9 protein-coding genes are annotated in these 13,440 nt (G+C 64.6%); 5 read left to right on the top strand and 4 right to left on the bottom strand.

Features of this window, described 5'->3' with window-relative positions; translation table 11 throughout:
• Window positions 1–110 precede the first annotated feature (110 nt).
• Window positions 111–1,283, top strand: a complete 1,173-nt coding sequence (locus XH85_RS31745; RefSeq protein WP_128934993.1) for a M20 aminoacylase family protein — start codon at window positions 111–113, stop codon at window positions 1,281–1,283.
• Between the two features lie 176 nt (window positions 1,284–1,459).
• Here XH85_RS31745 and XH85_RS31740 read toward each other — a convergent pair whose 3' ends face one another.
• Complete coding sequence (locus XH85_RS31740) at window positions 1,460–3,088, bottom strand: inorganic phosphate transporter (protein WP_128934992.1); 1,629 nt, start codon at window positions 3,086–3,088, stop codon at window positions 1,460–1,462.
• A gap of 98 nt (window positions 3,089–3,186) precedes the next feature.
• Window positions 3,187–4,584: a UdgX family uracil-DNA binding protein gene (locus XH85_RS31735; RefSeq protein ID WP_128934991.1), complete on the bottom strand. Its 1,398-nt coding sequence runs from the start codon at window positions 4,582–4,584 to the stop codon at window positions 3,187–3,189.
• 165 nt (window positions 4,585–4,749) lie between these two features.
• Here XH85_RS31735 and XH85_RS31730 point away from each other — a divergent pair, with 165 nt between their 5' ends.
• From XH85_RS31730 to XH85_RS31720, 3 genes are read left to right on the top strand one after another with little or no spacing between them, the layout of a single operon-like run.
• Window positions 4,750–5,538, top strand: a complete 789-nt coding sequence (locus XH85_RS31730) for an ImuA family protein (RefSeq protein ID WP_128934990.1) — start codon at window positions 4,750–4,752, stop codon at window positions 5,536–5,538.
• Window positions 5,435–7,027, top strand: a complete 1,593-nt coding sequence (locus tag XH85_RS31725; protein WP_164939981.1) for a Y-family DNA polymerase — start codon at window positions 5,435–5,437, stop codon at window positions 7,025–7,027. The genes XH85_RS31730 and XH85_RS31725 overlap by 104 nt, the downstream gene beginning before the upstream one ends.
• Window positions 7,024–10,542, top strand: coding sequence for an error-prone DNA polymerase (locus XH85_RS31720; protein WP_128934989.1), 3,519 nt, complete (start codon window positions 7,024–7,026; stop codon window positions 10,540–10,542). The genes XH85_RS31725 and XH85_RS31720 overlap by 4 nt, the downstream gene beginning before the upstream one ends.
• A 181-nt stretch (window positions 10,543–10,723) precedes the next feature.
• Here the strand turns inward: XH85_RS31720 and XH85_RS31715 are convergent, their stop codons facing one another.
• Together XH85_RS31715 and XH85_RS31710 are read right to left on the bottom strand one after the other, a co-directional pair.
• Window positions 10,724–11,494, bottom strand: a complete 771-nt coding sequence (locus XH85_RS31715) for an SDR family NAD(P)-dependent oxidoreductase (protein WP_128934988.1) — start codon at window positions 11,492–11,494, stop codon at window positions 10,724–10,726.
• A gap of 164 nt (window positions 11,495–11,658) precedes the next feature.
• Window positions 11,659–11,946, bottom strand: a complete 288-nt coding sequence (locus XH85_RS31710; RefSeq protein WP_091890782.1) for a hypothetical protein — start codon at window positions 11,944–11,946, stop codon at window positions 11,659–11,661.
• 57 nt (window positions 11,947–12,003) lie between these two features.
• Between XH85_RS31710 and XH85_RS31705 the strand changes: the two genes are divergently transcribed.
• Window positions 12,004–13,416: a CoA transferase gene (locus XH85_RS31705; protein ID WP_128934987.1), complete on the top strand. Its 1,413-nt coding sequence runs from the start codon at window positions 12,004–12,006 to the stop codon at window positions 13,414–13,416.
• The last annotated feature ends 24 nt before the right edge of the window (window positions 13,417–13,440 follow it).

Here is a 13,440-nt window from a genome sequence, read left to right as displayed (position 1 = left end):
AAGCCCGGCCATGACGAGAAGACAGGGCTACCCTCGATCCGCGGCAGTTAGGTGGACCGGCGCTTGCATGGTAGACAGTCCTGTATTCCCAACAAAGCTTGAGACCCTCCATGCCCATCGTGAACCGCGTCGCCGACCTCCAACCCGATATTCAGGCCTGGCGCCGGGACATGCATCAGCATCCGGAGCTGCTATATGACGTTCACCGCACCGCAGCATTCGTTGCGGACCGTTTGCGTGAGTTCGGCTGCGATGAGGTCGTGACTGGCCTTGGCCAGACCGGCGTGGTCGGCGTGATCAAGGGCAGCAATCCGGCCGGCGAGGGGCTCAAGGTGATTGGCCTGCGCGCCGACATGGACGCGCTGCCCGTCGAGGAGCAGACCAACCTGCCTTACGCCTCCAAGACCCCGGGCAAGATGCACGCCTGCGGCCATGACGGCCACACCGCGATGCTGCTGGGCGCGGCGCGCTACCTCGCCGAGACCCGCAATTTCGCCGGCGATGCCGTGGTGATCTTCCAGCCGGCCGAGGAGGGCGGCGCGGGCGGTGCGGCCATGGTCAAGGACGGCCTGATGGAGCGCTTCGGCATTGAGCAGGTCTACGGCATGCATAACGGCCCGGGCATCCCCATCGGCTCGTTCGCGATCCGGCCGGGTCCGATCATGGCGGCGACCGACGAGGTCGACATCATGATCGAGGGCGTCGGCGGCCATGCCGCGCGTCCGCACAAATGCGTGGACTCCGTGCTGGTCGGTGCGCAGGTGATAACCGCCTTGCAATCGATCGTCGCGCGCAGCGTCGATCCCTTGGAATCGGCGGTGATCTCGATCTGCGAATTCCACGCCGGCAATGCCCGCAATGTCATTCCGCAGACGGCGACGCTGAGGGGCACCATCCGTACGTTGTCGCCGGAGGTGCGCAAGCTGGTCGAGAAGCGCGTGCACGAGGTTGTGGCAGGCGTGGCGCAGATCACGGGTGCCAAGATCGATCTGCGCTACAAGCGCAACTATCCGGTGGTGAACAACCACGCTGCGGAGACCGAGGTGGCAAGGCGCATCGCCAAGCAGGTCGCAGGGGACGCCAACGTGCACGAGATGCCACCGCTGATGGGCGGCGAGGATTTCGCCTACATGCTGGAAGCGCGCCCCGGCGCCTTCATCTTCTGCGGCAATGGCGACAGCGCCGGCCTGCATCATCCCGCCTATAATTTCAACGACGAGGCGATCGTCTACGGCACGTCCTACTGGGTCAAGCTGGTCGAGGAATCGCTGGCTGCGTCGTAGTTCACCTCGCCCGCTCTTGTCCGCCGAAGCCTCGGCGAAGGCGGATGCGGGGAGAGGTCGATCGCGTAAGCGATCGGGTGAGGGGGACTCTCCGCGAGTCCATCTATCACCGTGATTGTGGATGCAGCCCCTCACCCTAACCCTCTCCCCGTAAGAACGGGGAGAGGGAAAGAAGTTCAGAACATCCGCGAGAAGATCACGTAGAGCGTGGCCGACAGCATGATCGCGCAGGGCAGGGTCAGCACCCAGGCCATCAGCAGGTTGCGGATCGTCGACCATTGCAGGCCCGAACCGTTCGCCGCCATGGTACCGGCGACGCCGGACGACAGCACGTGGGTGGTCGAGACCGGCAGGCCGAACACGTCGGCGGCGCCGATCGTGGCGGCGGCCACGAGCTCGGCCGAGGCGCCCTGCGCGTAGGTGAGATGGCTCTTGCCGATCTTCTCGCCCACGGTGATGACGATGCGCTTCCAGCCGATCATGGTGCCGAGGCCGAGCGCGATGGCGACTGCGATCTTCACCCAGTTCGGGATGAACTTCGTGGCGGCATCGAGCGAGCCCTTGTAGGTGTTGAGCACCGCGATCTCATCCTTGTTGAGATCGTTCGCCTTGTCCTTCATCAGGAAACGGATCGCTTCCGACGTCAGGTACATGTCGTTGCGGGTATTGCCGACGGCTTCGGCGGGTACCTTGCTCAGCGTGCCGTATCGGGCAACCTGATCGCCGACGTCCTTCACCAGCACGGCGAGCGAGGGATAGGTACCGTCGTTGAGCTCGTGCAGGGCGATGTACTGCGTCACCGCCGGACGAGGATCGCCGATGATGCTGTGGCCCGCGCCTTTCGCCGAGATCACCTTGGAGGCAGCCTCGGAGGTCTTCTGGAACTGGGCGACCTGGGATTCCGGCAGCGCGCGGTTGAGGGCGTAAGCCGTCGGCACGGTGCCGATCAGGATCAGCATGATCAGGCCCATGCCCTTCTGGCCGTCGTTCGAGCCGTGCGCGAAGCTGACGCCGGTGCAGGTTGCGATCAGAAGGCCGCGGATCCACAGCGGCGGCGCCTTGTTGCCTTCGGGCGCGGCATAGAGCGCCGGGTTACGCACGATGAACTTGAGCAGCAGCAACAGCACGGCGGCGCAGATGAAGCCGAACAGCGGCGACAACAGCAGCGCGTAGCCGATCTCGATCGCCTTGCTCCAATCCACGCCCGAGGTGCCGTCGCGGCCGCGCATGACGGCGTTGGCGACGCCGACGCCGATGATCGAGCCGATCAGCGTGTGCGAGGAGGAGGCCGGCAGGCCGAAGAACCAGGTGCCGAGATTCCACAGGATCGCGGCGATCAGGAGCGCGAACACCATGGCGAAGCCGGCGCTGGAGCCGACCTGGAGGATCAGTTCGACCGGCAGCAGCGAGACGATGCCGAAGGCGACCGCGCCGGAGGACAAGAGCACGCCGAGGAAGTTGAAGAAGCCCGACCACATCACCGCGACTTCGGCTGGCAGCGAATGGGTGTAGATCACGGTCGCCACCGCATTGGCGGTGTCGTGGAAGCCGTTGACGAATTCGAAGCCGAGCGCGATCAGGAGCGCGACGAACAGGAGGATGTAGGGCAGGTAGGTCGTCACCCGCGTGCCGGTGGCGTTGACGTCGACATAGATGCTGTAGGCGACGAACAGCAGGCCGGCGGCGAGGATGCCGAAGAACAGGATCAACGTCAGCGGATTGAAGCCCTTGTCGAGATTTGGCCGCGAGGCCGGCTGGACGGGCGCGGGATCTGTTACCGCGCGGTCAAATGCAACATCGGTCATGTCTGGACGCCCCTTAACTTTCAAGTAAGGGTATTGTCCGCGATGGATTTGAAGGCCGGATGACAACTAAGGCGTGAAGGCCGTTTTTGCTGCCAGTATTAGGCTGCCCGTGCAGCCTTCTTCTGCAAGCCGGCCGCGATCTTCAAATCGTCGACAAAGCGCTGATATTCCAGCACCTTGGTCTCGGGATCTGGCAGCCGCAGCAGATAAGACGGATGCACTGTCACCAAAGCCTTGCGGCCGTCGGGTAGGTCGATGAGCCGGCCTCGGTTTTTGCCGATTGGGGTGATCTTGCCGAACACGCTTTGCGCGGCGGTGGCGCCCATCGCCACGATGAGATCGGGCTGGATTGCCGAAACTTCCCGCTCATACCATTGCCGGCACGCCCGGATCTCCGGCGTAGTCGGCTTCTGGTGCAGGCGGACCTTTCCGCGTGGCACGAATTTGAAGTGTTTGACCGCGTTGGTGACATAGACCTTCTTGCGATCGACGCCGGCCTCCTCCAGCGCGCGGTCGAGCATCTGGCCGGCCGGGCCGACGAAGGGATGGCCGGCGAGGTCTTCCTTGTCGCCGGGCTGCTCGCCGACCAGCATGATGTTGGCGGACTTCGGGCCTTCGCCGAACACGGTCTGGGTTGCGTCTTTGTAGAGATGGCAGGCGCGGCAATGCGCGGCCTCCTTACGGAGCGCGTCGAGATCATCGGCAGCTAGCTTGCGTTTCATCGGAGCCTCCGGCCGCGGGGTGATCCACCCGCCGGTCCAGCGTTCGGCATCGACGAGCAGGGGTTCAAGTATCGAGGCTTTCGACAGGTTCCTGTGACTCTTCTTCGGTGCTTCCGGCGTGATCGGGTGGTCTGGCCGAAAGTGGCGGCGCCAGGTTTCCTCCAACCGGTTTGGGCCGGGCATCTCCGTCTGGCTGATGCCCGGGGTGAAGGAGATCGCGTGGCCGTCCCAATGGGCGCAAATGTCGGGCGTGAGGATCGACCAGGGCATGTCGGCGTAGCGGCGCGCGAAGAAGGGGGCGGTGAATTCGACGATGTGATGCTCCGGCACGAACCAGGCCGCGTAATGTGCGTTGTGCTCGCGTCCGATCTCGCGGAAGCGAATGACATCGCGCATCCGCTGCATGTCGCGATGCACGCTGACGGCCATCGCTGTCGCCTGCGCGACGTCCGGATCGGCCCTGGTCTCGAGCAGATCGTGGTCGGTCCGTAACCGCCACAGCAGGCGATAGAGCAGCGCAAAGCGTTCACCGTCGCGGTGCAGGGCCGCGATGCGGGCGAGCTCGATGAAATTGGCCGGCACGCTGAAGGTGCCGTCGGTTTCGATCAGCGGAATGCCTGGCGCTTCGCATAGACCGGCCGGCACCGCCTCTTTCGCGCGGCCCTGCACGCTCCAGGTCACGTCGGCCGGCGCGATCTGATGCAGTGCGAGCGCGCGGGCGGTTTTGCGCCAGCTCTCGAAATCGGTCTGGCTGTCGAGAGTGATGAGGTACATGGTACTTGAATCCTCTTGATTCTGCTCATGAATCCGACTGAGCGCCAATTCGATTGACTCTCGGGGCGCCGTTAGCTTTATATTAGAACATATCATGAACAAATGAGCCAGCCGTTGGTTCTTCTTTTGAGGACCACGGCATCAATCTCTGAAGGAGCGGCGAGCATGAGCGGCGCACGCATCAGCGCGCTTGCGACCTTGCGCAGCCAGATCGAGCGCATCGAGACGGCGGAGGTCGTGCATCATCGCGATCGCGTCGCGCTCGGCCACAGCGAGGCGGATACCGCGCTGAAGGGCGGGCTTGCACGCGCGGCGATCCATGAGGTGTTTTGCGAGGGCCGGCAGGGAACGGCCGCGACGGGCTTCGTCATGGGGCTTGCGGGCCGCGTGATGGCACGCAAGCCGCTGCTGTGGGTGCGGCAGGATTTTTCGGAAATCGAAACCGGCGCGCTGTCGATGAGCGGGCTTGCCGAACTCGGTCTCGACCCGCGCCGCGTGGTGATGGTGCGCGCCGCCGATGTCGAGAGCGCACTGCGCACCTCAGCCGACGCGCTCGCCTGCGATGCGCTGGGGGCCGTGGTGCTCGAGCTCTGGGGCGAGATCAGGCAGTTCGATCTCGTGGCGAGCCGCAAGCTGACGCTGGCCGCGCAATCTTCCGGCGTCACCGGGCTCTTGCTGCGCATGGCCGCGCAACCGATGCCCTCGACCGCGGAAACACGATGGATGCTGCGCGCGGCGCATTCACCGCCGGGCCCGGTGTGGAGTGCCTGGGGGGCGCCGCGCTTCGATGCCGAGCTCTTGCGCAATCGTCATGGCCCATGTGGCCGGTGGATCATGGAATGGAAATGTGATGAGTGCCAGTTCAGTGAGCCGTCGACGTGTCCTCAGCCTGTGGCTGCCGCGCCTGCCAATCGATCGGATTCAGCGGTTCTTTGGCAACGTCGGACTGCATAAGAGCAATGATCCAAGCATCGTCGTCATCAAGGACAACAATGCGCTGGTGATTCATGCGCTGGACGAGGCCGCCGAGCGCCTCGGCCTGTATATCGGTCAGCCGCTGGCGAATGCGCGGGCGATGTGCCCGGACCTGCGTGTATTCGACGCCGATGTCGTGGCCGATGCGAAGACGCTCAGCGATGTCGCGGACTGGTGCGACCGCTTCACGCCGCTGGTGGCGCTCGATTCGCCGCACGGGCTGTTCCTCGACATCACCGGCTGCGCGCATCTGTTCGGTGGTGAGGCCGCGTTGTTGCGGACGTTGGTCCGCGCATTGGCCCGGCAGGGGTTTGCCGTCAGCGCGGCGATCGCCGGCACCTCGGTCTGCGCGCGCACGCTGACGCGGCAGGCCACGGGCACCATCGTGGCCGATGGCGAGGAGGCGGAGGCGATCAGCCGGTTGCCGATATCCGCGCTGGGCGCAGGCGAGACCATCACCACTGGCCTGCGCCGTGCCGGGCTGAAGACCATCGGCGATGTCGCCGCGCGCACGCCGAGCGAGATCACGGCGCGGTTCGGCGCGCGATTCTCCACGCTGTTGGCGCATGCGCTGGGGCAGGGCGATGCGCCGATCAACCCGCGCAAGCCGCTGCCCGACTACATCGTGGAAAAGCGTTTTGCCGAGCCGATCGCGACCGACACCATGATTGCGATGACGCTGTCGCGGCTCGCCGACACGTTGATCGCGTCCATGGAGAAGCAAGGCAAGGGCGCGCGGCGCCTGGAAGCCGCCTTTTTCCGCACCGACGGCGTGGTGCGCGCGATCACGGTCGAGACCGGACGTCCGGTGACGCGAAGCGCGGTCATTGACCGCCTGTTCCGCGAGCGCCTCGACGCACTCGCCGATCCGCTCGATCCCGGCTTCGGCTTCGACATGGTGCGGCTGTCGACGAGCCGCACCGAGATCGTGGTGCAGGAGCAGCGCGATCTCGACGCTCATGTCCACGACAATGACGAGCTCGCCGCACTGATCGACCGCATTGCCGCACGCATCGGCGGCAAGCGTGTCGTCGTGCACCTGCCGCAGGACACCCATATCCCTGAATGCGCGGTGCTGACCGCGCCGGCGCAGCATCATCTCGCCGCTGCCATGCAGGCCGAATGGCCGGCACGTGCCGAGAGCGAGCCGCCGCTGCGCCCCTTGCGGCTGTTCGACAAGCCAGAGCCAATCAAGGTGCCGTTCGCGACCGTGCCAGACGGTCCGCCACATCAGTTCACCTGGCGCCGCGCGCTACATGCGGTGGTGCGGGTGGAGGGACCCGAGCGCATCGCCATGGAATGGTGGCGGCAGGACGGCAAGCAGCTCACGCGGGATTATTTCCGTATCGAGGATGCCGAAGGCCTGCGCTTCTGGATTTTTCGCGACGGTCTTTATGAGGGGGAGTGCTTCGATCACGACGGCAAGCCCGTTCCTCCCAGCTGGTATGTGCACGGTCTCTTCGCATGAACACGCCTGCCTATGCCGAGATTGGCATCACCACCAATTTTTCCTTCCTGCGTGGCGGCTCGGATCCGCGCGCCTATGTGCATCAGGCCAGCATCCTCGGCATCCCCGCGATCGGCATCGCCGATCACAACACGCTGGCCGGCGTGGTGCGCGCCTACAAGGAGCTCGACAATGCCGAGGTGCTGCACAAGCCGAAACTCCTGATCGGGGCGCGCATCGTCTTCATCGACGGCACGCCGGACATCCTCGTCTATCCGCGCGACCGCGCGGCCTATGGCCGGCTGTGCCAGCTTCTCACCAAGGGCAAGCGCGGCGACGACATCACGCGGATCGAGAAGGGGGAATGCCGTCTCACCTTCGCCGATCTCCTCGCGTTTTCGGAAGGTCAGCTCCTGGTCCTGACGCTGCCGCATCGTTTCGAACCCGCGCAGGCGCTGGATGTTCTTGCGAAACTCAAGGACAGCCGCGCCGAGGGCGTGTGGCTGGCGGCGAGCCTGATCTATCGCGGCGACGACCGGCGCCGGCTGGCGCGGCTCGATGATCTCGCGGCAGAAGCACGAGTGCCGCTGCTCGCGACCAACGAGGTGCTCTATCATCATCCGGCGCGCCGTCCCTTGCAGGACGTGCTGACCTGCATCCGAGAAAAGACCACGATCGAGGCGGTCGGACGGAAGCTGGAAGCCAATGCCGAGCGATTCTTGAAGACGCCCAGGGAGATGTCGCGGCTGTTCCGCGATTTCCCCGAGGCTGTCGCGGAGACCATGCGCTTTGCAGACGCAATCGACTTCTCGCTCGATCAGCTCAAATACCAATATCCGGACGAGCCGGTGCCGCCGGGCAAGACCGCGCAAGGGCATCTGGAGGACCTGACATGGGCCGGCGTCGACAAATATTTCGGCGGCATCACCAAAATCGACGAGAAACTGTATGCGACGTTGAAGAAAGAGCTCGCGCTGATCGCCGAGTTGAAATACGCACATTACTTCCTCACCGTGCACGACATCGTGCGCTACGCGCGCAGCCAGAATATCCTATGCCAGGGGCGGGGATCGGCGGCGAACTCGGCCGTGTGTTATGTGCTCGGCATCACCTCGGTCGATCCGACCAAGGTCGATCTGTTGTTCGAGCGCTTCATCTCCAAGGAGCGGCTGGAGCCGCCTGACATCGACGTCGATTTCGAGCATTCGCGGCGCGAGGAGGTGATGCAATATGTCTATCGCCGCTACGGCCGCCACCGCGCCGCGATCATCGCTACCGTCATCCATTACCGCCCGCGCAGCGCCATCCGCGACGTCGGCAAGGCGCTGGGCCTGACCGAGGACGTCACTGCCGCGCTCGCCGATACCGTCTGGGGAAGCTGGGGCAAGGGCCTCAACGACATGCAGGTCAGGCAGGCCGGGCTCGATCCCAACAATCCCATGATCAACCTCGCGGTCGAGCTCGCAACCGAGCTGATCGAATTCCCGCGCCATCTCTCCCAGCATGTCGGCGGCTATGTGCTGACGCAGGACCGGCTCGACACCTATGTGCCGATCGGCAACGCCGCAATGGACGATCGTACTTTCATCGAATGGGACAAGGATGACGTCGATGCGCTCAGCATGATGAAGGTCGACGTGCTGGCGCTGGGCATGCTGACCTGTATCCGCAAATGTTTCGATTTGATCGCGGAGCACAAGGGCGAGCGCTGGGTGCTGGCGAGCGTCCCGCAGGACGATCCCAAAGTCTATGACATGCTTTGCGACGGGGAATCGCTCGGCGTGTTCCAGGTCGAGAGCCGCGCGCAGATGAACATGCTGCCGCGCCTGAAGCCGCGCACCTTCTACGATCTCGTCATCGAAGTCGCGATCGTACGTCCGGGGCCGATCCAGGGCGATATGGTGCATCCTTACTTACGGCGGCGGAACGGTCAGGAGGAGGTGCGTTATCCCTCGCCGTCGCCCGAGCATGGTCCTGCGGACGAGCTCTACAAGGTGCTGCATAAGACCAAGGGCGTGCCTCTGTTCCAGGAGCAGGCGATGCGGATCGCGATCGAGGCGGCAAAATTCACCTCCGAGGAGGCCAATGGCCTGCGCCGCTCGATGGCGACCTTCCGCAATGTCGGCACCATCGGCAAATATGAGGACAAGCTGATCGGCAACATGGTCGCGCGCGGCTATGATGCCGACTTCGCCAGAAGCTGCTTCGACCAGATCAAAGGCTTCGGCTCCTACGGTTTCCCCGAGAGCCACGCCGCGAGCTTCGCGCAGCTCGTCTATATCTCTTCATGGCTGAAGCATTACCATCCCGACGCCTTCTGCTGCGGCCTCTTGAACTCGCAGCCGATGGGCTTTTATGCCCCGGCACAGATCGTCGGCGATGCCCGCAAGAACGGCGTCGAGGTGCGCGACATCGACGTGTCCTACAGCTTTGCGCAGAACACGCTGGAGCAGGGGAGAGACAAATATTGCGCCGTGCGCCTCGGTTTCCGCCAAATCGACGGCTTCCACTGGCTGGATGAGGATGAGGAACGCCTGAAGCGCTCCCAGCTGTCATTCCGAGGGGCGCGGCTTGTCCGCCGAAGCTCTGAGAGCGAAGGCGGAAGCGCGAACCCGGAATCCATGAGGCCGCGTAGAGGAGGAATGGATTCCGGGCTCGCGCCAAGTAGCGCGCGCCGGAATGACGATGGGGAGGTAGCTCAGAACAATACGGAGAGAGCCCAGGACTGGGCCGACCGCATTATCGCCGCCCGCAACCGCCGTCCCTTCACCTCGCTGGAAGATTTTGCGCGCGACACCGGCCTGCCCAAGCGCGCGCTGATCCTGCTGGCGGATGCCGACGCGTTCCGCTCGCTCGGGCTCGACCGTCGTGAGGCGCTATGGCAGGTGCGTCGGCTGCCCGACGACGTGCCGCTGCCATTGTTCGAGGCAGCCACCGCGCGCGAGCAGCCGGACGAGCACGCAAAACCATTGCCGGTGATGCCGCGCGCCGAGCAGGTGGTCGCCGACTATCAGACCATCCGGTTGTCGCTGAAGGGACATCCGATGGAGTTCCTCCGCGAGATGTTCTCGCGCGAGCGCGTCATCGCTTGCAAGGATGTCAGCCATGAGAACGAGCGGCGCCGCGTTCGCTGCGCCGGCGTCGTGCTGGTGCGGCAGCGGCCGGGTAGCGCCAGCGGCGTCGTGTTCATGACGCTGGAGGACGAAACCGGCATCGCCAATGTCGTGGTGTGGCCCAAGATCATGGAGCAATACCGCAAAGAGGTGATGGGCGCGCGCCTCATCCTGGTCGAAGGCTATATCCAGAGCAGCCCCGAAAAGGTGACGCATCTCATCGCCCAGCGCATGATCGATCGCTCGCACGATCTGATCGGTCTCGCCAACGATGCCTTAAGCTGCAAGCATCCGGTGCCGTCAGGCGCCGACCTGATCGAGCCCCTCAACGACGACCCCCGCGCTCACGCCGATACCCCCGCGCAAAAAATCCGCCATCCCCGCAACGTCCGCATCCTGCCGCCGTCGCGAGATTTTCATTGAGGTTTGCTCAGCTCGCGCAATCTCTCGCCGTCACCCTGAGGCGGCCGCTTCTTCAGCGGCCCTCGAAGGGCGACGGCCCGGCTGCATCGTGGCCGTTCATCCTTCGAGGCTCAGCCTGCGATGCTTTGCATCGCAAGCTTCGCACCTCAGGATGACGGGGCGGTTACGAACCTTGTCGCCCCTAAAAATTCACCCGGTTCGAAATCGCGCCGTCCACGACGAGATTAGACCCGGTCGTGAACGATGACACCGGGCTCGCCAAGAACACCGCCGCGCTCGCGATTTCCTGCGGCGTGGCCATGCGGCCGGTCGGATTGCGGCTCATCGCATCCTTGTAGCGCTCGGGCATGTTCTGCTCGATCATGTTCCAGACGCCGCCCTTGAAATAGACGGTGCCGGGCGACACCACGTTGACGCGGATCTTCTTCTTCGCATATTGCCGCGCCAGTCCCTTGGCCATGTGGATCAGCGCCGCCTTGATCGGGCCATAGGAGCTGGCGAGGTCAGCCTGTGCGGCCGAGATCGAGGAGATGATGACGAAGGCCGCATCGCCGCTTCTCTCGCCGCTGGCTTCGAGGAATGGCCGCGCGGCATCGAACGCATGCACGGCGCCGAGCACGTCGAGCCGAAAATTCTGCTCCCAGGACGCGGCATCCTGGCCCTGCGCCATCGCGCCGGCATTGGAGAACAGCAAATCGATGCCGCCGAGTTCTTTCGCGACATTCTCGATCCAGCCTTTCAGCGCCGCGCCGTCGGTGACGTCGACGGGGCTGCCGATGGCGCTGACACCGCTTGCCTTCAGTTCAGTGACGGTGGCCGCAACCTGATCGGCGTTGCGCGCGCATACCGCGACATTGGCGCCTTCACCGGCGAGTGTCGCCGCAATCGCCCGCCCGATGCCGCGCGTGCCGCCGAGCACGATGGCGTTCTTGCCTTTGAGACCGAGATCCATTGTTTGGCTCCTTGTTTGTTTCTTGGTCGCAGGAAGTGTAGCTGCTTGAGTGGATACGCTGAAGCCTCCACATCGTCATTGCGAGGAGCTCTTGCGACGAAGCAATCCAGACTGCCGCCGCGGAAAGATTCTGGATTGCTTCGCTGCGCTCGCAATGACGATCCTCACTCCGGCGCCGCGCCCACCGGCGGGCCGCCGGGTGGGCGATGCAGGAAGGTCAGCGAGACGTAGGCACCGGCCCAGGAGCCGATCGCGGCGAAGGCGACATAGAAGGCGTTCTCGGTGTAGCTGATCACGGCGTAGGAGGAGAGCAGGTACCAGATCGCGCTCCAGGTCGCGGCCGGTACGCGCTTGCGAGCGACCACGGCCGAGGTGAACATCACATAGACCGCGTCGGTGGCCGCCGTTGCGACGAACACGGCGCCCGCGGTGAGGGGATCGATGGCGGCCATTGCAATCCTTTCTCTGAACGTGGGATGGTCGCGAAAACTAAAGGGAGAGAAGCGGCCATGCAAAGCTCCGCCGACGTTCTCAGGGATATCTGGACCTCCGCAGGCGGCGATCCGGCTGCCCTCGGCCGCGTGCAGCTGACGGGCGAGGAGCCGCAGATCCCATCCTCGTTTCGCGTCGCCGTCGCCGGCCAGACAACGATCGCTGCCGCCGGCCTCGCCGCCACCGAAATCTGGCGACTGCGCAACGGCGAGGCGCAGGACGTCTCCGTCGACATGCGTCATGCGGTCGTCGAATGCCGATCCGAGCGCTATTTGCGCGTCGACGACAAGCCGCCGCCCCCGGCCTGGGACGCCATCGCCGGCGTCTACAGGACCGGCGATGGCCGCTTCGTCCGCTGCCACACCAATTTCCCGCATCACCGCGACGCTGTCTGCAACGTGCTCGGCTGCGTGCCCGAGCGCGAGAAGGTGCAGGCGGCGCTGATGCAATGGAAAGGCGAGGATTTCGAAACTGCGGCTTACGCTGCGGGCGGCGTCGTCGCCCTGATGCGCAGCTATGACGAATGGTCGGCGCTGCCGCAGGCGCGCGCGCTCGCCGAACTGCAGCTGGTCTCGATCGAGAAGATCGGCGAGGCCCCGGCGAAACCGTGGCCCCAAGGATTGTCGAACAGCGATCGTCCGCTCGCGGGCCTCCGCGTGCTCGATCTCTCCCGCGTCATCGCAGGCCCTGTCGCGGGCCGCACGCTCGCTGCGCACGGCGCGGACGTGCTGCTCGTCTCGGGGCCTGAATTACCCGCCATCCCCTGGCTCACCATCGACACCGGCCGCGGCAAGCTCACCACCTTCATCGAACTGAAGAGCGAAGCGGGCAGGGCGCAATTGCGCGCGCTGTTGAAAGACGCCGACGTCTTCTCGCAAGGCTATCGTCCGCGCGCGCTCGCCGCTCTCGGTTTCGCACCGGAGGACGCGGCGCAAATTAGTCCCGGCATCGTCTATGTCACGCTGTCGGCCTATGGCCATGCCGGCCCCTGGGCGGAGCGGCGCGGCTTCGATTCACTGGTGCAGACCACGATCGGCTTCAACCAGGCGGAAGGGCTGGCCGCCGGCATCGACGGTCCCAAGGAATTGCCGGCGCAGATGCTCGACCATGCCACCGGTTATCTGATGGCGTTCGGCGCCATGGTGGCCAAGGCGCGCCAGGCCCGCCAAGGCGGCAGCTGGCACGTGCGCGTATCGCTGGCGCAGACCGGACGCTGGCTATGGAATCTCGGCCGCCTTGACGGCGGACTGAACACCCCGGATCTTACGGGGGACGCTGTACATGCAGCGTTCATCGAAAGCATGCCATCTGGCTTCGGCACGTTGAAGGCGGTGCGTCATTCGGCGGTGCTATCGACAACGCCGGCACAATGGAGCCGTCCGGCGATGCCGCTCGGCAGTCATCCGGCACAGTGGCCGGCGCGAAGCTGACATGAAGCTGACACGTCGCAAATT

It is taken from the genome of Bradyrhizobium zhanjiangense (genome assembly GCF_004114935.1).
Taxonomy (GTDB): domain Bacteria; phylum Pseudomonadota; class Alphaproteobacteria; order Rhizobiales; family Xanthobacteraceae; genus Bradyrhizobium; species Bradyrhizobium zhanjiangense.
Note: the sequence above shows the minus strand (reverse complement) of the source record. Positions and strands in the feature narration are given on the sequence as shown.

Bases quoted from the DNA above. Each gene is read 5' to 3' on its own strand.
- XH85_RS31740 (WP_128934992.1), bottom strand. From the start codon at position 3,088: ATGACCGATGTTGCATTTGACCGCGCGGTAACAGATCCCGCGCCCGTC.
- XH85_RS31745 (WP_128934993.1), top strand. From the start codon at position 111: ATGCCCATCGTGAACCGCGTCGCCGACCTCCAACCCGATATTCAGGCC.
- XH85_RS31720 (WP_128934989.1), top strand. From the start codon at position 7,024: ATGAACACGCCTGCCTATGCCGAGATTGGCATCACCACCAATTTTTCC.
- XH85_RS31715 (WP_128934988.1), bottom strand. From the start codon at position 11,494: ATGGATCTCGGTCTCAAAGGCAAGAACGCCATCGTGCTCGGCGGCACG.
- XH85_RS31730 (WP_128934990.1), top strand. From the start codon at position 4,750: ATGAGCGGCGCACGCATCAGCGCGCTTGCGACCTTGCGCAGCCAGATC.
- XH85_RS31710 (WP_091890782.1), bottom strand. From the start codon at position 11,946: ATGGCCGCCATCGATCCCCTCACCGCGGGCGCCGTGTTCGTCGCAACG.
- XH85_RS31735 (WP_128934991.1), bottom strand. From the start codon at position 4,584: ATGTACCTCATCACTCTCGACAGCCAGACCGATTTCGAGAGCTGGCGC.
- XH85_RS31725 (WP_164939981.1), top strand. From the start codon at position 5,435: ATGAGTGCCAGTTCAGTGAGCCGTCGACGTGTCCTCAGCCTGTGGCTG.
- XH85_RS31705 (WP_128934987.1), top strand. From the start codon at position 12,004: ATGCAAAGCTCCGCCGACGTTCTCAGGGATATCTGGACCTCCGCAGGC.